This is a genomic window from Reichenbachiella sp. (assembly GCF_039944555.1).
Classification (GTDB): Bacteria; Bacteroidota; Bacteroidia; order Cytophagales; family Cyclobacteriaceae; genus Reichenbachiella.
Genome location: NZ_JBDUYN010000007.1, coordinates 909,515 through 931,024, shown reverse-complemented (window position 1 = coordinate 931,024; position 21,510 = coordinate 909,515). Strand labels below are relative to the sequence as shown.

Here is a 21,510-nt window from a genome sequence, read left to right as displayed (position 1 = left end):
TTTTGAATCTACAATCTTAAATATAGACTAGCGAATGAAATTTATAGTTTCTTCCACATACCTTCTCAAACAGTTGTCCGCCATCAATGGTGTAATCACAACCAACCCGGTGGTTCCAATTTTGGAAAATTTCCTGTTTGAAATCAATGATGGTAAACTGACCATAACCGCATCAGACTTGCAGACTTCCATGATCACTGAGCTGGAAGTTGAAGCTAAGGAAAACGGCAATATTGCCGTCCCTTCAAAAATATTATTGGAGACACTAAGAAATTTACCAGAGCAACCGGTGACTTTTAGTATCGACGAAGAAACCTACAGCATCGAGATCAATTCCGACAACGGACGATACAAACTGGCTGGCGAAAATGCCACAGACTTCCCTAAAGTACCAAGTGTATCCGACGGCAATGATGTAAATATCTCATCTGACGTTTTAGGCAATGCCATTAACAATACCATTCTGGCTACAAGTAGCGATGAACTACGCCCGGCGATGACAGGTGTATATCTGAATTTGTCCGAGACAAACACCACCTTTGTGGCAACGGACGGACATCGATTAATCAGATACAGAAGAGTAGACATTGCTTCAGACAATGGGGCAGCCATGATCATTCCAAGAAAGGCTTTGACTCTTTTGAAATCGACACTACCTGGTAGTAATACCAATGTAAATGTGCAATACAATGTAGCCAATGCATTTTTCAAGTTTGACGGCATTCATATGGTATGTCGATTGATTGACGAAAGGTTTCCTGACTATGAAAATGTAATTCCTGCCGGAAATGAGAATGAAATGATCATTGACAGGACTGAATTACTTGGATCGTTGAAGAGAATTGCAATTTATGCCAACAAGACGACCCATCAAGTGAGATTAAAAATAACTGGCAGTGAGTTGGTGATTTCTTCTGAAGACTTGGATTTCTCCAATGAGGCCAACGAGCGATTGTCTTGCGACCACAATGGTGCTGATATAGAGATTGGTTTTAACGGTAAGTTCTTAATCGAAATGTTAGCCAATATTGATTCTACTCAGGTATCAATGAAGTTCTCAGAGCCTAACAAAGCAGGTTTGATTTTCCCTGTCGACAAGGATGACAATGAAGACTTACTGATGCTGGTTATGCCAGTCATGCTGAGCAACTATTCGGCCTAAGGATTCTTCTAAAATATAAAACAAAAAGCCATGGTGGATATCATGGCTTTTTTTATAATCCGAAAATAAGGCTAGTTAATAGCCCAATGCCTGTTTTTCTTTAGTACTGAGTTTAATGTAGTTGAACTCCTCCCAAAAGCTTTCTGAGAATGAGGAAGCCTGATTGAAGAAAACATCATTTTTTGTTAGTGCCTCTGATAATTGAGGCTTAGTATCAATAGATTCAAAATCAGTGACAACCAATAGTGCCTCAAAGGTCACCGCCTCTCCGTGCTGATCCCATTCACCTAAATAGGAAACACGATGGATATACCAACTGCTGTTTACTTCTTTATATTCTTCTGTCCATTTTACCTTTTTCCAAAAATTTTGCCCATCCAGCAATGGCTCGTACTCCACTTTAATAATGGCCTTTGACTTCGAATCAATGAATATTGTGCCTCGACAGTCGGCTTTTTTGTTGCCAGGTTCAAAGTGGATTTGGAAGACCTCTTTCCCATCATACCAGGTAAGCCCTTCTTTGGTAAAGGTGTAATTGTCGAGCATATCGGCTTTAACAAAGCTGTCGTCACGACGAGTCACCCCATTGATCATATCTGTAGCATGACCATGAATGAGAGGCATAGACATAGTGTCGAGTGATGCAAAAGTCTTTTTACGGGTCTTACGAGCATGTATTGTTGCCTTTTCTTTGCTGTAAACAGTTGGGTAGTAGATGTCGAAAATACCCTCTGCCAGATAGATGCAATCCTTATTGGTACTTAGGGTTTCTTTGTAGTAGGAGGATAGCAGTTGGTCTGAAAACTCGTAGTTGATTTGATGATAAGTGTTTACATCAAGCAAGACCTGATCTGCTGTCATTACAACTACTTCTTCCAGCATTTCGGTTTTAGGAGTCATAACCACCGCTAAGTTTGTATTGTCATCTGCCAATGGTATGATGGCAGTCTCATAGCCAATGAATTTCACTTGTATTAGATTTTCAGTCTTATCATAGTTGACTTGAAATACAAATTCACCTTCAAGGTTAGTGGTAGTTCCTGTATTGTTATAAATGATATTGGCGAATGGGAGCGGTTGATTCGTTTTTTGATCAATAACTTTCCCTGATACTTTCAGTGAAGTACCTTCTTTTAGATCGGAAAGGTGGGCTTGACTGACGTAGCCAATCATAGATGCTACGCATAAAAGAACCAATTGCTTCATGGTATTCTCACTCTAATTAATGAATAATTATATTCTTTCTGAGCTGATTATTAGAATAATACCAATCCATTGCTGGTCAACGGAATGCGTAAGTTAGATAAAATAATACTATTAATAATATCTATTGATCATTCAGATCGTACTTATTCGTCGAAAAAGCGAAAAATGCTTCTTTCAATAGTCCAAATAGGTCTAAAAATTGTTAAAATCCTAAGATTGTGCCTCCAGGCCCTCGAATAGTACCCTAATTTCAGGGTCGGAAGGACGTGGAGCATTCGGGTCAATTATTTTACCTTCAGGATCTATCACTATGAATCGGGGAATCCCATCTATGGCATAAGCTTTCACAAAATCAGATTGCCAACTATTATCTGCGAAAAGTTGTACGCCTTTGAGTTCTTTTTCAGCAACCATCTCCTGCCATTTCTGAAAGTCTTTTATGGCATCTATAGAAATGCTTACAAATTCGACCGGAGCTTCATGATAGTCTGTTTCCAATTGCTTGAGAGCTGGAATTTCTCTGAGGCAAGGCCCGCACCAGGTAGCCCAAACATCAACGTAGATATACTTGCCTTTCAGATCGGCAAGAGATACCGTTTCTCCATCGATATTCTGATAGGCGAAAGGAGCAGAGGACATACCTGTTTGAAGCTTTCTGATTTTTTCTATTTTCTCAGTTAAGCTGGCTACTGTAGCTGAGTCTGAGGTAATCGAAATGATACCTTGATATATAGCTTCTGCATGTTCATTGCCAGGCTGAACCTTATAGATATAATCAGGAACCAATCCCATTTTGATGACGGAAGATTCAATGCCCTTGATAGCTGCAAATGCTTCCTTGACTTCTCCACGTTCAATCATGGCTCCAAAATAGCTTTGAAGTAGACTTTTATAACTTCCTAGGGAGTTGAAGTCTTCTTCGTTGTTTAAATCGATGTCAGCAAGATATTGTTTGAACTCTTCCGGAGCTTTGTAAGATGAGTTCTTAGTTGCGTATTGGTGATAATATTCGTAGTTGGCGAATTGAGTTAAATATTCATATGTGACACTTCTCGATTCCACTTTCGCAAATTGAGTGTCATTGATCTCAGCTGATTTTAGTAATTCACTCATTTTACTTTTCCAGTCTGACAAAGTTTCAATAAATGGAGTTTCTTCTTTCGAAAATAGTGTCTGGAAGTCAACTGTTAGCTTTTCATCGAGACGGGCCTTATTTGCTAAGTAGTTATTTATTTTGGTTCCTTTTCCGTCACTGGTGAATGTAAGTGTCTCATCGAATTGCGATTGATCGATTTCCAAATTCAAATCATATCCCTGGTCCAGAAATAGACCGGTTCTCTCTCTGCCGGAGAAAAAACGATAGTAGCCTCGTTGGATGCGCAAGGTATCCGAGAAAGTGCCATCAGAATTTAAGTCTATATCGTATGAAAAATCATCGCCTTTCACAGTGACATAACTTATTCCTTTTGCATTGGTTACCTTACCGGAAATGAGCGCATAATCAATCTGCGCAGTAGGTTGACAAGAAATAGTGAAAAGAACAATCGTTATGATTGAGAGTATTTTGAGTTTGACTGACATGGTAATGTTGTTTTTATAGCAAGATAATTATTCTTTCGGAAGCTCAACGATAAATTCGGAACCTTGGTTAGGGGCACTCTTCACCGTGATTTTACCGTTCAATGCGTTTACGTGATTTTTGACCAGGTACAGTCCCAATCCACGACCTTCCATTTTCCCATCCAGTTTTTCATAAATGAGAAAAAGTCGTTTCTCATCTGCCTCTAAATCAATACCAATTCCGTTATCATGAACAGAAAGTTGATAACAAGAATCGCATTCGTTGAAGCTTATTTTTACCTTAGGTTGCATATCATCTCTTCTGAATTTAATTGCATTGTCGACCAAGTACAGAAGTATGTTTTTAATAAACTCAGGGACAGATTTTATATGTGCTTCGGGCGCAATATTCAATTCAACACAAATATTATTGTCCTTTAGTACACGTTGAAAGTTGGCTACTATCTCCTGAGTCATCTGATCCACGTTGATAACCTCCCTCAGCTTTTTTTCACCATCTCTTACTGTCAGCGTTTGATTAAGGTCCTTGATAATTAAATCAAGGTTTACCGTACTTTGCTCTATTAGGTTTAAGATCTCAAGGTTGTCCGACGTCACGGAGGACTTATCAAAAATTTTCGTTAGGCCCATCACATTAGCCAATGGACTACGTAGATTATGCGAGATGATAAATGCAAATTCCTCTAAGTCCTTGTTCTGTCCCTTGAGTTTTTCGATCAGGTTGGACTTCTCTTTCTCGTTTTCGACCCTTTCAGTAATATCTTGAACAATCCCGTGCAACTCGTTGCCTTCAATGAGTGAATTTTGTTCACCAGTAAAAGTGCTTCCATCTCTGCGCTGAAAAGATGTTTGGTAATCTGTGAGCTTGCCACTTTCGTTCAATTCATCAAGTAACTTTTCCCGATCAACAGGATTGTTGTACAGCGCAAAACAATTTTGTTGAAGTAGTTCTTCTTCAGACTCAAAACCAAACATTTCGACCATGGCCTGATTTACGAACAACAGCTCTCCCTTCACATTTGACCTAAAAATGGCAACAGGCAAACTGTCGGCCAGTAGGTGATATTTTTTCTTTTCTTGAAATAGTGACTTTGAAATCTCTTTTTGAGTGGTAATATCCTGAGCTGTTCCGAATAGACTATTAGGTTTTTTGTCTTTGTCAAAAATGGCTCGGCCAGTCGCTGCGATGTATTTGATGTTTCCAGAAGTAGTTCGTATTCTATACTCCATCCTGCGAACTGCTTTGCCGCTCAGGTGGTCTCTCATCGATTGGTCAAACATGCCACGATCTTCATCAAAAATCAACTGGCGGAGGCTGTCTATGTCCGGGCCATTTTCCTGAGGGAGTTCGAAAATAGCATACATCTCATCGGACCAAAATATTTCATTGGTTTGAGTGTTCCATTCCCAACTGCCGATTTTCACTTCTTGCTGCGCCTGCCTAAGCATAAACCGCAGGTTTTTGTTCTCCTGAAGTAATTTTTTGTTAGGTGGTATTCGCTGTTTGAATCGGCGGTTCCATGCGCCTTGATAAATCGAGTACACTCCACTGCCGAGTATTATCATACCCAGAAGCGCACTCACAGTACTTTGTATCTCCATAAATGCTACTCTGCGAAATCGGTACAGGTGGATGTACATTTCGCATTTATTTAATAACCTTTTCTTTCTCAAGCCTAATCTATATCAAATGGTACTGACAGCCAAACATTCGAAAAAAACTTTAAATGAAACTTGAATGTTTTATTGCTAACTGTTTGATAATCAGACTTTAAAGATGAAATATTTTTTTCATCGCTTTAACAACCACCTTAAAGAATAAAAATTCTAGCTTCGCACATGATTATATCCTTTATAAAGAATGGGAAAAAATAGAGTGCTGGGTGTGATACTTGCCCTGTTAGGTGTTATACTCTTTTCTGCCAAAGCAGTAATGGTCAAACTGGCCTATGGCTATCCAATTGATGCTGTTTCGCTCCTTCTCTTAAGGATGTTGTTTGCGTTGCCTTTGTATTTGATTATTGCTGTGATCAAAAGACCAAAGGATAAAACTGCAATGACACCTAAAGTTTATTGGTGGATTTTGGGTTTGGGAGTTGTGGGTTACTATCTGGCAAGCCTATTTGACTTCATGGGGCTTCTTTATATCAAAGCTAGTCTTGAGCGCATCATACTTTTTATATACCCAACGATTGTATTATTGATCTCAAGAATATTCCTCAAAAAGCAAATAAGCCGGAGGCAGCTGATTGCAATGGGATTGACCTATTTTGGAATTGTACTGACTTTCTCTCTAGAACTTACCCTGGATGGTGAGGGGTTGTTGATTGGTGGAGGAATGATCTTACTAAGTGCCATTACCTATGCATCCTACATTGCAGGTAGTGGTTGGTTAATTCCTAAGATTGGAGCTACCGTGTTTACCTCATATGCCATGATCGTGTCGTGCATTTGTGTTTTGATTCATTATGCTTCTGTAGGAGATTTCGATCTAACTAACTACCCTGCAGAAGTCTACATTTTAGGATTGGCGATGGCAATTTTGTCAACCGTTATCCCGTCATATCTGGTTTCATTGTCTATTAAAATGATCGGTGCACCGAGCTTCGCAATTGTGGCAAGTTTTGGACCGATCTCTACTATACTATTAGCCAATTACTTTCTTGGTGAGCAAATTCATTGGTTGCAGTGGATAGGAACCATTCTTGTATTGGTGGGTGTATTTTTTGTGTCTAAAAAGGACTAATTGAAATCTCTTGTATTAAACACGGGATATGATATTTCTCATATTTTTAGTACATGGTCTTTAGTTGAATGGTATTATCTTTATTCAAAATAAGATCAGCGCAGATTTCTTATGCTAAAAAAAATAACCCCACCTGACGAATGGCTATTGCCTGTAACGGTTCTAGTCGGGATGATCGTTGGTCTGGGTTTTTACATACTCCATTTATCGCAGGCTACCTCCTATTTGTCTGATGATCCAAAGACCTGTATCAACTGCCATGTGATGACTACCGAATACATTACCTGGAATCACAGTTCCCATAGAAATGTAGCTACTTGCAATGATTGCCATGTACCCCATGACAATGTACTTAACAAGTACTATTTCAAAGCTAAAGATGGATTGTACCACGCTTCGGTCTATACCTTGAGATTGGAGCCACAAGCTATTACCATGAGAGAACCCAGCAAGAAGGTAGTTCAGAATAACTGTATAAGATGTCATCAGGGTCAGGTTACCGACGCCAAAATGATTAGTTGGGTGGCAAGTCATAAAGAAAGTCGGCTGGATAGAACCTGTTGGGAATGCCATAGAGAGACACCTCATGGTCGGGTAAGGAGCTTGTCATCTGTGGGATACCAACTAGATCCTATGCCAATCAATCAGCAACAAAAAGAATTTGTTCCGCAATGGATAAAAGATCAATTGAAAAAATAACTGACTATGTCTAAACCGAAAAAACGTCTCTGGATCCTGTTTCTTGCTACTGCAGCGGTAGCCTTTTTACTGAGCATGCTAGCCAACAGCATCATGAACCGAAAGGCAGAATCTAAATTTGCCTATGCTCCCCAAGTTGTGGTTGGAGAGAATGAACCCCGAAACAACATCTGGGGAGAAAATTTCCCAAGACAGTACCAGTCCTTTCTGCAAACGGTTGATACGTCCTTCGTAAGCTACCAAAATGGGAACAATCAGACGGATATGCTGGACAAAGATCCAAACCTTGTGGTCTTATGGGCAGGGTATGGGTTTTCGAAAGATTATAATTCACCAAGAGGTCATCAGTACGCAGTGGAAGATCTTCAGAACTCGTTGAGAACCGGAGGCCCCACAGAATCTGGTCAGGGGCCTATGCCAGCTACCTGCTGGACTTGCAAAAGCCCTGATATTCCGCGATTGATGAACGAGATGGGTATTGACGAATTTTACAAGGGTAAGTGGTTTGATAAAGGGACACAGGTAAACAATGCCATAGGGTGTGCAGATTGCCATAATCCTAAAACCATGAGTTTGAGAATTACACGTCCTGCGCTGGTTGAGGCTTTTGAATCTATGGGTAAAGATGTCAATCAGGCCTCTCATCAGGAAATGCGTTCTCTGGTTTGTGCTCAATGTCATGTAGAATACTACTTCAACAAGAAGATTCCGGGAAAAGAGGGTATTCCATATCTGGTATTTCCGTGGAAAAACGGGCTCTCTGTAGAAGACGCGGAGAAGTACTACGACGAAATGGACTTTGCCGATTGGACACATAAGATCAGTAAGGCTCCTATGCTCAAGGCGCAGCATCCGGGTTATGAGTTATATCAAACGGGAATACATGCCAAACGGGGTGTGTCTTGTGCAGATTGCCATATGCCGTACAAGACAGAAGGTGGCCAGAAGTTTACAGATCACCATATTCGTTCTCCTTTGGACAATGTGACCAACTCATGTCAGGTTTGCCACCGTCAAGACAAAGAAGATTTGGTAGGGGATGTGTACGAAAGGCAGAAAAAAATAAAATCCAATGTCGAAGTGCTTGAACAACAGTTAGTACTTTTGCACGTAGAAGCTGGAAAGGCATGGGAACTCGGCGCCTCACAAGAAGCCATGGAGGACATCCTTATGGATGTCAGGCATGCACAATGGCGATGGGACTATGCAGTTGCTTCACACGGCGGATCGTTTCATGCGCCGGTAGAAGTGAGTAGGATAGTGGCATCAGCCATTCATATTGCTCAAAACGGACGTCTGAAGCTGGCCAGGTTGCTGTCGTCCCTTGGGTATAATGAGCTCGTTGAACTTCCTGATATTTCTACGAAAGCTAAAGCGCAGGAGTACATTGGTTTGGATATGGACAAATTGGAAAAAGAAAAAGATTATTTCAAAGAGAACATAATTCCTCAATGGCTGGAAGAAGCGAAGCAGCGGGAAAGCAAAATGGGCGTAAAAACAGTTTCATTAAACGATTGAATTGAGGAGAGGAATCATATAAAATGTTGTTGAAATTTTTAAAACCACTGTTTTCAAACAAGTTGACTACAGTGTTGTTGGCGATTTATGCCTTCACTATGGCTTACGCCACTTTTTTGGAAAATGACTTTGGTACGCAAGCTGTACTTTCTATCATCTACAAGGCATGGTGGTTTGAAGTTATCATGGGACTATTGGCTGTGAATTTTGCTGGAAACATCTGGCGATACAAGCTTTTTAGAAAAGAGAAACTGGCTGTCCTTACTTTTCATGTAGCATTTATTGTTATCCTGATCGGGGCTTTCATTACTCGATACGCCAGTTTTGAAGGGTTGATGCACATTCGGGAAGGAGACTCCGCCAACAAAATCGTGTCGCAGGATCGCTACCTCATGGTTGATGTAAAAAAAGGAGAAGAAGTGGAACACTTCGAAAAGAAACTCAACCTATCCATATTCAAACAACCCAATTTGTCAGTAACCATGGGTGCTAACGATGAGATTAACATTGAACCCAAAGCTTTTGTGCCTCAGGCAGAGCAACAGGTAATTGAATCAGAAACAGGAACTACTGTTTTGAAGTTGGTGACCACTTCGCAGCAGGGAAGAGAGAATCTATATCTCGCATCTGGCGGTGCTTTATTAATCAATAATTATCCGGTTACTTTTGACCGACCTGTAGAGGGTGCTATTAATATTTTCAGCAAAGGAGAGGAACTTTACATTCAGTCACCTTTCGAGATGAACTTCATGGTTATGGCCACACAAAATGCGGGGATGTTACCAGCCGATTCTTTGATGCCATTAAAAACGAGGGCACTTTATAGGGGAGAAAGCACCCAGTTTGTGATTCCTGAAGTTTATCAAAAGAGTGCTATTGTTTACCTACCTGCAAAGGATCAGGAAAAAGGCAGGATGCTGGAAGACCTGCTGTTCGTTAAGATCGAATCTGAAGGCAGAAACCAGGAAATACTGCTTAGTTCATTCGATGGTAATTTTAGTGAAAAGCAGCATTTGGAAGTAGGAGATTATCATGTAGATATCAGTTATGGTCCCAAACCCATTGAGATTCCATTTTCTATTGAATTAAGAGACTTTCAGTTAGACAGATATCCAGGCTCTACCAGCCCATCATCGTTTGCCAGTGAGGTCACCGTTATAGATGAGGACTCTTCTTTTCCTTATCGTATTTATATGAACAATGTGTTGGACCATAGAGGATATAGGTTTTTTCAGGCTTCTTACGACAATGATGCCCTCGGGACGGTTTTGTCTGTCAATCAGGATTTTTGGGGAACTAATATTTCTTACCTTGGCTATACACTCATGACCTTGGGAATGTTGCTGACATTATTTGGTAAGTATTCCAGGTTCCAAACAATCAATAAAAAATTGAATCAGCTAAAAGCTAAAAAAGTAGCAGCGACCCTTTTATTATTGGTCACGAGCTGGAGTATATCTCAGGCTCAGGAAGGCCATAGCAAATTTGATTATGCTCAGTCTCTGTTGAGAAACGAGATAAGCAAAGCACATGCTGAGGAATTTGGTGAGCTGCTTGTTCAAGATATGGATGGTCGAATTAAGCCTATCAACACCTTGGGCTCAGAGTTCTTAAGGAAGGTACATGGTCGTTCTTCCTTCAAAGTAAGTGCCAGTGATTATACCACCAAATTGAACAGTAATCAGGTGTTTTTGATGCTGCATGTTAACCCGTTGATTTGGCAGCAGGTGCCTGTTATCAAAGTAGACCCAAATGGCGGAAAGGAAATTATGGAAGTCATTGGAAAGAAAGAGGACAAGTATTATTCTTTCATCGACTTTTTGGACAAGGAAGGAAATTATTTGTTAGCCGATATGGTAGACGCGGCCAGTCGCAAAAAACCTGCAGTTCAGAATGCCTTCGACAAAGAGTTGATCAAGGTGGATGAGCGTTTCAATGTCTTCTTTCAGGGACTTACTGGTAATTACCTCAAGATCTTTCCAAAAGAAGGTGATCCGGCCAACACCTGGTTTAGTGACAAATTTGAAGGGCCGGAATTTGTTGGCGAAGATTCGATGTTTGTCAGGAAAATAATGCCTATGTATTATCAAAGTATCATGGGTTCACTTCGTGAAAAAGAGTGGTCTCAGGCAGATGAGACATTGGGTTATGTCAGGAAGTATCAGGAAATCAAAGGAGCAGCCGTAATTCCGGATGCTGGCATTATCAAGGCAGAATTACTGTATAACAAATTGAAGATGTTCAATCATCTTTTTTCTTTTCTTTGGTTGACGGGCTTGTCACTTTTGGCCGTCTCGATATTGCAAATTTTTAAATCTGAATCCAAGGCAATCAACATTTCGAATAAAATACTGACGGCTTTGGTGTTTATTGGCTTCCTGGCATTGACGTTTAACCTGGGGTTGCGCTGGTATGCCTCCGGTCATGCCCCATGGAGCAACGGTTATGAGATGATTATTTTGGTAGGGTGGGGTTTGCTTTTCTTTGCTTTTGTCTTCTACAAGAAATCGAACTTTGTGGTTCCACTCGGAGCACTGTTTGCCGGAACACTGTTATTTGTGGCCTTTCTCGATTGGCTCAATCCTGAGATTACCAATCTGGTGCCCGTACTCAAATCTTACTGGCTTAAAATTCACGTCGCGATCATCGTAAGTAGTTATGCTCCACTTGGGCTATCTGCCCTACTTGGTTTGATGACTTTAATTTTTATGATAGTCGACAAGAAGAAGAATATAAAAATTGACATCAGCATTAAAGAGATGACCTACATAAATGAGATGTCTATGACTATAGGTGTGTTTCTACTGGCCGTTGGCACCTTTCTTGGAGGAGTCTGGGCCAACGAGTCCTGGGGCAGATACTGGGGCTGGGATCCGAAAGAAACATGGGCTTTGATTTCGGTGATCGTTTATGCTGTGGTACTTCATTTGAGGTTAGTACCTAAAATGAACGACAGATACATCTTCAACGTCGCAAGCGTGATAGCATTCTTTTCTATTATTATGACATCTTTTGGGGTCAACTACTATTTGTCTGGCTTGCACTCCTATGCCAAAGGTGATCCGCTGCCCATCCCAACTTTTGTGTATTGGACGGTAGCTATTATTCTTTCAGTCTGTGCCTGGGCATACTTTGCACAGAAAAGGTATAAGACGAAAGCGGTTTAGTCGTGTTTATTTGAAATAGTTGCTAATAGCTAGCAATTATTCTGGAGGTCCTACTTTTAGTTTGAGATCTCTATGGTTTCGTAGTTCATAAACATTAACGTAAGTTCGAGGGCAGGATGTCATTATTTAGCATCGGACTAAACCCTTTGATATATTGATTCGGCAAAGGCGCTGAGCTTAACTTATATTTACTGAATTCAACGACGACTAAACTTTGAGAATTGTGCGATTATTTCAATTTATGTTTCTAACCATACTAACTATGAAAAGAATAAATTTTTCAATTTTAATGCTAGGTATTTCAATATCCGCATTAAGTCAAAATACTATCGGGAATTCCGGAAATGTCGGAATTGGTACGGGTGCGGCTTCTCCTGAAGAATTGTTACATATTAATTCTGATGTGGCTGATGCTGTTATTAAGATTCAAAGTGATGGCTCGCAATACGGTGCTATAAACTTTTCAAGAGAAAGATTATCGGGTGAGAATGTGGTAGGAGGATCAATCTATATGCAAAGTAATACATCAAGTAATGATGCGACACTTTCAATTGATGTGAATACTGCTACCGGACCTGGTAATATAAACGGACCTCATATCGATATAATGAGAAGAAGCTCTTATCCCACCAACTTTATTAATTTATCCAATGCTAACGTAGGGATAGGTACCTCTACTCCAGCATATACCCTTGATGTCCATGGAAATATAAGAGCAAAACAACATTTAATCACAGGTGGAGAACTTTCTAATGGAAGAATCTATATTCGTGATGTGAGTGGTAACCAAAAAATATTGCTGCAGTCTGATGGATTCAGCTATTTCAATTCAGGATACGTAGGAATTGGTACTGGAGCGCCTTCTTATCTACTTGATGTGAATGGCAGTGTTAGATTTGGAGATAGCGACGACTCAGGGTTGACTATTTCAGAATTTACCTCCGCACTCGCAGAAGTACCGGGTAGCACCTCTGGGATGCAGATAAAGGGGCCGGTTCATGCTCATGTTGTTGTTGATATTCAAGGCAATGATCAGAATGATGGCTTCTATATCAGAGTGCCTGAAACCTTACAAGTTAATCCTGTAGTGAACAAAATGGCTTTTGTGGTGAAGGCAAACGGTAATGTTGGAATTGGTGTCAATCCTAGCGATAAGCTAACAGTAGATGGTAGAATTAGAAGTGAAGAGGTAAAAGTTGAGATCGTCAATGGCCCGGATTATGTGTTTGAAGATAATTATGAACTTCTAACACTTCAAGAAACTAAGCAATATATATCGACTAACAAGCATCTTCCGGAGATCCCTTCTGCTAAGGAGATGGAGACCAATGGGGTGGACGTGGGTGAGATGAACATGAGGCTTTTGAAGAAAATTGAGGAGTTGACGCTTCATATGATACGAATAGATGAAGAACTCCAACAATTGAAGTCTGAGAATGCAGAACTAAAAAAAAGGTAGCATGGTAATGTGGAACTTTGATCCATTTTGAAAGCTCCATTAATTGTGCGGATGCTTTGCATCAAAAGCCTGACAAACAAAAAGGGTGCAGAAATCACGAAGAATTCGGCACCCTCTTCAATGTACATCGACCGAAGTTGGTGTACACCGCCAAACTACTGTAGAAAGCCTTTTAATTTTCCAGATCGACCGAAATCAAACCTTCTAATTAAAACCTCTTTGAACTTCGATTTAATTCGACGTATCTCCTTAAATCTTCCCTTCTCCGAGATTGTCTTTCGACTGACTTTTTTCTCTCATTTGGTAATTCTAAGGTAGAATTTATAACACCTTTGTGCAATAATTTTGCCTATCTCTTATCCTCAACTTTCCCACGTAATATTCACATGTTTTACACAATGCGCATGTTAGAGCTTACCATTTCATTTCAAGCCAGGTTCAACTTCTCATAGGTTTTATTTCTCTCAATTGATCAAAATAGGCTCACCGAAACCTAAAGCGCTCAGCCTTGGTAATTGTGTTTTAGCATCTCCTACCACCAGCCAAATCATTTGATCGCTATTTAGATAGTTATTGGCTAGGCCTTGAATTTGCTCTATAGTCATATTCCTGATGACTGCCTCTTGATCAGTGATGTAATTCACTGGCCAGTTGTAGGTACTGATGTTTTCGAGCATAAGGAGTTTGGCTCTGGCCGTTTCGAACGCACGTGCGTTACCTTTGATTAACGAACTTTGAGTTGTTTCAAGATCATTATTACTGTAAGTGGCACCGTATTCGTTCAAAATTTGTTTGATTAGTTGAACTGACTCAAGAGTAACATTAGTTCTCACACTACTTCCAATCACAAATGGCCCATTGTCTATTCCGCCAGCGAAGTAAGACCAAACGCGATAAGTATACCCTTTTGCTTCACGCAATTCTTGTGTGAGCCTGGAAGCAAAACCGGCGCCTCCCAGAATATAGTTCATGACAGTGGCAGGATAATAATCCGAATCAACAGAAGAAATAGCAGGATAACCAATACGGAGGTGAGACTGTTTGGCATTTGGAAAGTCATAAAAGTATAATTGAGCGTCTTCTGGTCTTTTTTGACCAGGCAAATTTGGGAGTGTCACCTGTTTGCTTGCCCATGTATTGGTTAAGGATTCAGTGGCTTTCATAACTGCCGTTTGGTTGATAGCTCCAACGATATGCATGCGGGTTATAGAAGGTGAAACTTTTTGGTAGTAGGATTTGAGATCACTCATGGTCAGCTTATCGATAGATTCAATAGTCCCCAGAAGATTGTTAGATAAGATATGCTCAGCTCCATAGAGCAATGAATCAAACGTGTTCTGTGCTACTCGCCCAGGTGAAGCAGCGTCTTGTTGAATCCAGCTAGATACTTCATTTTTAAATAGAGCCAATTCTTTTTCATCCCACCTCGGAGATACTAAAATCTCTTCTACAAGAGCGATGGTTTGACTAAAATTTTTGGCCAGTGCAGTGCCTGAGATTCGGATGTTTTCTTTTTCTGCATAGATATCAATGGTTGCGCCGATTTGCTCTATGGCCTGTTCGAGTTGTTGAGGCGTTTTGTACTGTGTTCCTTTGGTCATCATTCCGGCTACCAGATTGGACACACCTAGCTTGTCTGTGCTTTCTAGTGTTTGACCACCAGCTATCACAAGATTAAAATCAACGATTGGGACTTCATTGTTTTCTATGCCATAGATGGAAAGTCCATTGGTCAATTGAACTTCCCAGACTTGAGGAGGGCTCACGCTGGGATCGGCTCCATATGGAGGTTCTTGACTTCTATCGAAACTTGATGGTGTTTTTTCATATTCAGCTACTATTGAGGCATCAAATTCTTCCTCTGCACCTTGTGTGATCGTTTCCTCTACCACCTCGGCCTGTTTAGAGTTTTCCAAAGCAAGTGATAACTGGCCTTTGGGTACAAAGCTGGCTGCTACAAAAGGTTTGCCTTTGATATATTTTTCATAAACTCTCATGATGTCCGCTTTACTCACCTGGAGTACTTGTTCCAGATCTTTGGTGATAAATCCGGGATCATTTGCGAAGATATTATATTGCGCCAGGTTAAAGCTTTTCGCCACCACACTTGAAATACCTCTGTAAAATTCAGCTTCCTGTTGTGCCTTGATTCTTAGTAGGTCTTGATCAGAAATGCCATCACTTTCAAATCTGGCAAGTCCGGTTTTAATAGCATTAAGTATGGAATCTAAATCCACCTGATCAAAAGCCCTTACGTTCAGGTACATTTCACCGGCTAATTCAGCATTGTAATCATACATGCGCACATCAGAAGTGAGGTTTTTGTCCTCGACTAATACTTGATACAGTGGTGCGCTTTTACCTTGAGATAAATATTGAGCCAGATAAGCGAGGGGATAGCTGTCCGGGTGGTAGACCTCTACAGTTGGCCATATCATTGTCAGATCTGGTAAATTGGCAAAATTGTCTTCATGATACACTTTAACAGTGCTGTCTAGTTGGGCGGGCATCGGAGTAATGGGGTCAATAGCAGCTCCAGCAGGTATTTCGTCAAAATACTTTTTCACACAGGCCTTGGCTTGATTTGTATCGAAATCTCCTGATATAACAAGGGTGACATTATTCGGGGTGTACCATTTATTGTAGAATTCCTTGACATCATTCAAGGTGGCATTTTGTAAGTCTTCCAATGAACCAATTACCTGCCAATTGTAGGGATGACTAGAAGGATACAGGTTTTTGTTGGCGACATAGTATACATGACCATAGGGTTGATTGTCAACACGCTGGCGTTTTTCATTTTTGACTACCTGTTTTTCTTTGGCAAGTACGGGATCGGTTACTGTATTTATAAACCAACCAAGCTTATCCGCTTCGGCCCAGATCATTTTTTCTAAAGCATTTTTAGGAACAGTCTGATAGTAATTGGTACGGTCACGGTTGGTGCTGCCGTTAGCTCCTGATCCACCTATCCTGGCACTCATTTGGTCGAGCCCACCTTTACCAAGGTTTTCCGATTCTAAAAAGAGAAGGTGCTCAAAGAGGTGAGCAAATCCTGTTCTGCCTTCTTTTTCTCGAGCCGATCCTACGTGCGCGGTAATAGAAACCGCGACTACCGGGTCAGACTTATCAATATGGAAAATGACATTCAGCCCATTTTCCAGTACAAATTTTTCATAATTTACATCTAGTTGTGGTTGGGTTTCGTAAGATTCTTGCTGACAGGCAAACAAAATAAGAATAGTAAGGAAGGAAGTGATTTTTGATAGCATAAGTATTTGGGTGTTTTAAAACCATGAAATTAAATCAATTATTGGAATCAGTCCTGGTTATTATCAGAATGGCAAAATGAATAGAGGAATGGATATAAAGAACCTTGGTTTTACAGGAGAAATGAAAGCATATGGTGCTGCACATGAGTTGGAGTCCTTTGAAACTGGCCGCGTGATTGCCGAACATCGTGAGCGTTATACGGTTAAGACTGCTGAGGATGTATATGACGCCGAATTGCTGGGCAATCTGAGATTTACGGCGGAGAGTAGAGAAGATTTTCCGGCAGTGGGAGACTGGGTGGCAATTACACCCTATGACGAAGACAAAGCGCTAATTCATGCGATTTATCCACGGTATTCTATCATGGCTCGACAGGCGGTGGACAAAAAGGGAGAAAAGCAGGTCATAGCCACCAATATAGATTTTGGATTGATCGTACAGTCGGTTAATAGAGACTTTAGCATCAATCGATTAGACCGATATCTTACGATTTGCCATTCGGCTAAAATTCGACCCATCATTATTCTTAGCAAGATTGATTTGATTGGTGAGGAAGAATTGGGGACCATCTTGACACAGATCAACAGCAGAATCAAGGATATTCCAATTCTTACCGTGAGCAATCAGGAAGAGAACGGGTATGACCAGGTCATTGAACGCGTAGAATCGGGGAAAACTTACTGTCTCCTTGGGTCTTCTGGCGTGGGAAAATCTACCTTGCTCAATTATCTATCGGGACAAGAACAAATGAAGACCGGTGCCATTAGTGAAAGTATTGACAGGGGCAAGCACGTTACCAGTCATCGAGAGCTTGTTGCATTGGATGGTGGAGGTATTCTGATTGATAATCCCGGCATGCGGGAAGTCGGAATTGCCGATGCTTCTGGCGGATTGGATATGACTTTTGATGAAATAGTGGCTTTGTCAGCAGACTGCAAATACAAAGATTGTACTCATTTGCATGAAGAAGGCTGTGCCATTCTCGAAGCACTCGCTAATGGAGAACTAGAACAAAATGCTTACGACAATTACCTCAAAATGTATAAAGAAAAAATGCATTTCGAAGCCAATCAGGAGGAGAAGAAAAAGCGTGATAAGAACCTGGGTAAAATGATAAAACAGTTCAAAAAAGCCCGAAAGCAGAATAAGTATTGAAGCGTCAAGCCTGATGGCTCCGTATATGATAGACGAAACCTATTAAGTAACTCAAAATGACATTCGACCTAAATAAATCACTGGAAATTCTAAAAAAGACTCCTTCTACCTTGCAAACAATGATTGGTGGTCTTTCCGAGGACTGGACTTCTAAAAATGAAGGAGGAGACACCTGGAGCGTATATGACGTGCTTGGTCATATCATTCATGGCGAAAAGACGGACTGGATACCACGGCTTGAAATCATTTTGTCTACAAGTGGAGACAGAAGATTCAAGGTGTTCGACCGGTTTGCACAATTCGGGGATAGCAAAGGAAAGTCGCTGGACGATTTGTTGAAAGAGTTTGGTGAGTTGAGGGACAACAATCTGGAGATACTAAAATCCAAACAACTCAACGAAGAGCAATTAGACCGAAAAGGTATCCACCCCGAATTTGGAGAAGTCACAACTCGTCAATTACTTTCAACATGGGTGGTTCACGATCTCAATCATTTCTCTCAAATATCCAGAGTTATGGCGTACCAATACAAGACCGAGGTAGGGCCATGGGTTAAGTATTTGGGCATACTAAATCAAAATTGACATTAGGCTGCATTAAAACCCTTAGGGAATGGTCGGTATGCGTAATACTGCAAAACTTCCTCTATGGCCATGATCAAAGCTTTATTGATAGGAAGTATGATGTTGCCTAGTCGAAAATCAATTTGTGCGAGATGCATATAGTAATCTGAGAAGACAGGAATATACAGATCATTATCGATGGCAAGTGTTGCTTGCTTATAACTTTCCGATTGGTCCTCTTTGATGATTTTGCATGTGGCTAATTGCGTCTTTCCTTGCTTGTCTTTGCTGGCAGCATACCCAAAAAGTCGACAAATCAATCCGCGATGATGATAATCTCCACACTTTCCACTGCCATTGTTATTTAGAGAGAGCGGCAGGTACACATGACAGATCGGATCAGCTTTTTTGTTCAATTCTTCAAGAACATCTTCAATTTTTCCATTCAAAAATAGATGAAAGGCCCAGGGTAAAAATTCCAGTGGAGAGGCTTCGATATCCGGTTTGGTGCAGCACTTTCCACAACCGGAGAGGCAATGAAGACTCGTTCGGGATTTAAAGTCACTAATTTCCAGTTCAAGCTTACCAAATAATTGTTCAACTGACTTGACCTTGCGTATGATGGACATTGAATTTTAGGTAAAGCTACAGTGCGAAAAGTAAGGAAACTGATTTTTGACAAATAGCTGAGAAGAAATGTGTCTTGGAGTGGATTTTCTTTCTTTTTATTCAATAAACATAATCTCACAAGCATATGTTATGCATGCATAATAAATTGAAATTCTCTTCCTTTATTCAAGAATTCGGACTAAAATTAAGGTTCAGCAATAAACAATTTCAGACAACATGGCGCACGCTAAGTATCCACATCTCTTCGAACCATTAGATCTCGGATTTACAACTTTAAAAAATAGGGCCTTGATGGGCTCAATGCATACTGGACTTGAAGAAACCAAGAATGGATTTGAGCGTATGGCAACATATTTTGGTGAAAGGGCTAGAGGCGGAGTTGGGCTCATTGTGACAGGCGGCGTATCTCCTAATCGCCAGGGCTGGGTAGCGCCTTTTTCAGCGAGAATGACAAAGAGCAGTCATGCCAGACAACATCAGATCGTAGCAGATCGTGTACATGAGCATGGGGGTAAGATATGCATGCAAATATTACATGCAGGACGATATGGATATCACCCGATCAATGTGGCACCGTCTGCCATTAAATCTCCCATTTCACCTTTTAAGCCCTTCGGCCTATCAGAACGCGGGATTCAAACCACTATCAGTGATTTTGCCAGATGTGCAGCGCTAGCGAAGGAGGCTGGATACGATGGGGTCGAAGTTATGGGTTCAGAAGGGTATTTGATCAATCAATTCATCGCACAGCATACCAATAAACGTACTGATCGCTGGGGAGGAAGCTACGAAAACCGAATGCGTTTTCCTATAGAGATTGTCAAAGCCGTTCGAAAAGCCGTTGGAGATGATTTTATCATCATCTATCGTCTGTCCATGTTAGACTTGATTCCGCAAGGAAGTGACTGGATAGAAGTTGTACAGTTGGCCAAAGAAATTGAAAAGGCTGGAGCCACTATCATTAATACCGGTATTGGTTGGCACGAAGCACGAATTCCTACGATTGCCACTATGGTGCCTAGAGGAGCTTTTACTTGGGTGACAAAAAAAATGAAAGGAGAGGTCAATATTCCTTTGATTACCACCAACAGAATAAATAAACCAGAGGTGGCCGAACAAATCCTGGCCGACGGACACGCTGACATGGTGTCTATGGCGAGGCCTTTTCTAGCGGACGCTGACTTGATTTTAAAATCAGAACAAGGGAGGGAAGACGAAATCAATACATGCATTGGGTGTAATCAGGCTTGTTTGGATCACGTATTCAAAAACAAATTGTCTACTTGCTTGGTCAACCCACGGGCTTGTAAAGAAACCGAGTTGAACTACCTGCCAGCAAGTCAAAAGAAGAAAATAGCAGTGGTGGGAGCAGGGCCGGCAGGTTTATCATTTTCTACAATAGCTGCGGAGCGTGGGCATCAGGTAACTCTTTTCGACGCTGCAAGTGAAATTGGAGGACAATTCAATATGGCCAAGAAAATTCCTGGTAAGGAGGAATTCTACGAGACCTTGAGATATTTTGGCAGGCGGATTGAATTGACTGGTGTGAGCCTTCAATTAAATACCAGAGTAGACGCCGAGCAGTTGGCGGAAGGCGGATATGACGAAGTGATAGTGGCCACTGGCGTAACCCCACGAAATCCGGGAATTGAAGGACAGGAGCATTCAAAAGTGCTTTCTTATATTGACGTACTCAAAGATGAAATAGCAGTAGGAGACAAAGTAGCAATTATTGGAGCCGGTGGAATTGGTTTTGATGTGGCAGAATATCTAAGCCAGGAAGGAGAAAGCCCAAGTTTGAATATTGAAGACTTCATGCACGAATGGGGAGTAGATATAAAGAATGAAAAAAGAGGAGGCCTGATTGCACCTGAAATGCCTAAAGCCAGAAGGGAAATTATCATATTGCAACGATCTGATAGCAAAATGGGCGCAAGACTGGGAAAGACTACCGGGTGGATTCACCGTACGACACTGAAGCATAAGCAAGTAAAAATGCTCACTCATGTCACCTATGATAAAATTGACGATGAAGGATTACATATTACCATCGGAGGCAAGGAGAAAAAAATACTCGATGTCGATCATGTGATTCTTTGTGCGGGTCAGCTATCTGAAAATTCGTTGGTCGATGAATTGCAAGCCAAAGGCCTAAAAGTAACCAAGGTAGGTGGGGCAGATGTAGCAGCCGAACTGGATGCCAAGCGAGCTATAGATCAAGCCACCAGATTAGCAGCAGCGCTGTAATTGAATTTTATCGTCGCTTACCCTTTATCTTTTCACCTTCGACGTGTCAAATCTCTTTGAATCCGATTATCTTCGAGCGACGCCAAAGAGTGTTCAAAATTTGA

At 41.0% G+C, this 21,510-nt stretch carries 14 protein-coding genes; 9 read left to right on the top strand and 5 right to left on the bottom strand.

Annotated elements, in window-relative coordinates:
• Window positions 1-34: 34 nt before the first annotated feature.
• Window positions 35-1,162, top strand: coding sequence for a DNA polymerase III subunit beta (gene dnaN / locus ABJD64_RS12510; RefSeq protein WP_348179221.1), 1,128 nt, complete (start codon window positions 35-37; stop codon window positions 1,160-1,162).
• A gap of 75 nt (window positions 1,163-1,237) precedes the next feature.
• Here dnaN and ABJD64_RS12505 read toward each other — a convergent pair whose 3' ends face one another.
• The 3 genes from ABJD64_RS12505 to ABJD64_RS12495 form a co-directional block, all read right to left on the bottom strand.
• On the bottom strand, window positions 1,238-2,368 hold the full coding sequence (locus ABJD64_RS12505; RefSeq protein WP_348179220.1) for a carboxypeptidase-like regulatory domain-containing protein: 1,131 nt from the start codon (window positions 2,366-2,368) through the stop codon (window positions 1,238-1,240).
• 210 nt (window positions 2,369-2,578) lie between these two features.
• A complete protein-coding gene (locus ABJD64_RS12500) occupies window positions 2,579-3,949 on the bottom strand; it encodes a redoxin family protein (RefSeq protein ID WP_348179219.1) in 1,371 nt (456 codons plus the stop codon).
• Between the two features lie 27 nt (window positions 3,950-3,976).
• Window positions 3,977-5,590 (bottom strand): PAS domain S-box protein, encoded by a 1,614-nt coding sequence (locus ABJD64_RS12495; RefSeq protein WP_348179218.1) that lies wholly within the window; start codon window positions 5,588-5,590, stop codon window positions 3,977-3,979.
• 220 nt (window positions 5,591-5,810) lie between these two features.
• Between ABJD64_RS12495 and ABJD64_RS12490 the strand changes: the two genes are divergently transcribed.
• The 5 genes from ABJD64_RS12490 (at window position 5,811) to ABJD64_RS12470 (ending at window position 13,538) form a co-directional block, all read left to right on the top strand.
• Window positions 5,811-6,695, top strand: a complete 885-nt coding sequence (locus ABJD64_RS12490; protein ID WP_348179217.1) for a DMT family transporter — start codon at window positions 5,811-5,813, stop codon at window positions 6,693-6,695.
• A 111-nt stretch (window positions 6,696-6,806) separates the two neighbouring features.
• Entirely contained in the window at window positions 6,807-7,394 is a 588-nt protein-coding gene (gene nrfH / locus ABJD64_RS12485; protein WP_348179216.1) for a cytochrome c nitrite reductase small subunit, read from the top strand.
• A gap of 6 nt (window positions 7,395-7,400) precedes the next feature.
• Window positions 7,401-8,912, top strand: coding sequence for an ammonia-forming cytochrome c nitrite reductase (nrfA, locus tag ABJD64_RS12480; protein ID WP_348179215.1), 1,512 nt, complete (start codon window positions 7,401-7,403; stop codon window positions 8,910-8,912).
• Between the two features lie 29 nt (window positions 8,913-8,941).
• Entirely contained in the window at window positions 8,942-12,079 is a 3,138-nt protein-coding gene (gene ccsA, locus ABJD64_RS12475) for a cytochrome c biogenesis protein CcsA (protein ID WP_348179214.1), read from the top strand.
• A gap of 262 nt (window positions 12,080-12,341) precedes the next feature.
• Window positions 12,342-13,538 (top strand): hypothetical protein, encoded by a 1,197-nt coding sequence (locus ABJD64_RS12470; protein ID WP_348179213.1) that lies wholly within the window; start codon window positions 12,342-12,344, stop codon window positions 13,536-13,538.
• A 464-nt stretch (window positions 13,539-14,002) separates the two neighbouring features.
• Here the strand turns inward: ABJD64_RS12470 and ABJD64_RS12465 are convergent, their stop codons facing one another.
• Window positions 14,003-16,810: a pitrilysin family protein gene (locus ABJD64_RS12465; RefSeq protein WP_348179212.1), complete on the bottom strand. Its 2,808-nt coding sequence runs from the start codon at window positions 16,808-16,810 to the stop codon at window positions 14,003-14,005.
• 88 nt (window positions 16,811-16,898) lie between these two features.
• Between ABJD64_RS12465 and rsgA the strand changes: the two genes are divergently transcribed.
• Both rsgA and ABJD64_RS12455 read left to right on the top strand, forming a co-directional pair.
• Window positions 16,899-17,966: a ribosome small subunit-dependent GTPase A gene (gene rsgA / locus ABJD64_RS12460; protein ID WP_348179211.1), complete on the top strand. Its 1,068-nt coding sequence runs from the start codon at window positions 16,899-16,901 to the stop codon at window positions 17,964-17,966.
• Window positions 17,967-18,022: 56 nt separating this feature from the next.
• On the top strand, window positions 18,023-18,550 hold the full coding sequence (locus tag ABJD64_RS12455) for a DinB family protein (RefSeq protein WP_348179210.1): 528 nt from the start codon (window positions 18,023-18,025) through the stop codon (window positions 18,548-18,550).
• 2 nt (window positions 18,551-18,552) lie between these two features.
• Here the strand turns inward: ABJD64_RS12455 and ABJD64_RS12450 are convergent, their stop codons facing one another.
• A complete protein-coding gene (locus ABJD64_RS12450) occupies window positions 18,553-19,158 on the bottom strand; it encodes a YkgJ family cysteine cluster protein (protein WP_348179209.1) in 606 nt (201 codons plus the stop codon).
• 217 nt (window positions 19,159-19,375) lie between these two features.
• On the opposite strand from ABJD64_RS12450, the gene ABJD64_RS12445 reads away from it, so the two are divergent.
• Window positions 19,376-21,406, top strand: coding sequence for an NADPH-dependent 2,4-dienoyl-CoA reductase (locus tag ABJD64_RS12445; RefSeq protein WP_348179208.1), 2,031 nt, complete (start codon window positions 19,376-19,378; stop codon window positions 21,404-21,406).
• Window positions 21,407-21,510 lie beyond the last annotated feature (104 nt).

Coding starts and splice junctions, on each gene's coding strand:
- dnaN (WP_348179221.1), top strand. CDS start 35: ATGAAATTTATAGTTTCTTCCACATACCTTCTCAAACAGTTGTCCGCC.
- ABJD64_RS12505 (WP_348179220.1), bottom strand. CDS start 2,368: ATGAAGCAATTGGTTCTTTTATGCGTAGCATCTATGATTGGCTACGTC.
- ABJD64_RS12500 (WP_348179219.1), bottom strand. CDS start 3,949: ATGTCAGTCAAACTCAAAATACTCTCAATCATAACGATTGTTCTTTTC.
- ABJD64_RS12495 (WP_348179218.1), bottom strand. CDS start 5,590: ATGTACATCCACCTGTACCGATTTCGCAGAGTAGCATTTATGGAGATA.
- ABJD64_RS12490 (WP_348179217.1), top strand. CDS start 5,811: ATGGGAAAAAATAGAGTGCTGGGTGTGATACTTGCCCTGTTAGGTGTT.
- nrfH (WP_348179216.1), top strand. CDS start 6,807: ATGCTAAAAAAAATAACCCCACCTGACGAATGGCTATTGCCTGTAACG.
- nrfA (WP_348179215.1), top strand. CDS start 7,401: ATGTCTAAACCGAAAAAACGTCTCTGGATCCTGTTTCTTGCTACTGCA.
- ABJD64_RS12470 (WP_348179213.1), top strand. CDS start 12,342: ATGAAAAGAATAAATTTTTCAATTTTAATGCTAGGTATTTCAATATCC.
- ABJD64_RS12465 (WP_348179212.1), bottom strand. CDS start 16,810: ATGCTATCAAAAATCACTTCCTTCCTTACTATTCTTATTTTGTTTGCC.
- rsgA (WP_348179211.1), top strand. CDS start 16,899: ATGGATATAAAGAACCTTGGTTTTACAGGAGAAATGAAAGCATATGGT.
- ABJD64_RS12455 (WP_348179210.1), top strand. CDS start 18,023: ATGACATTCGACCTAAATAAATCACTGGAAATTCTAAAAAAGACTCCT.
- ABJD64_RS12450 (WP_348179209.1), bottom strand. CDS start 19,158: ATGTCCATCATACGCAAGGTCAAGTCAGTTGAACAATTATTTGGTAAG.
- ABJD64_RS12445 (WP_348179208.1), top strand. CDS start 19,376: ATGGCGCACGCTAAGTATCCACATCTCTTCGAACCATTAGATCTCGGA.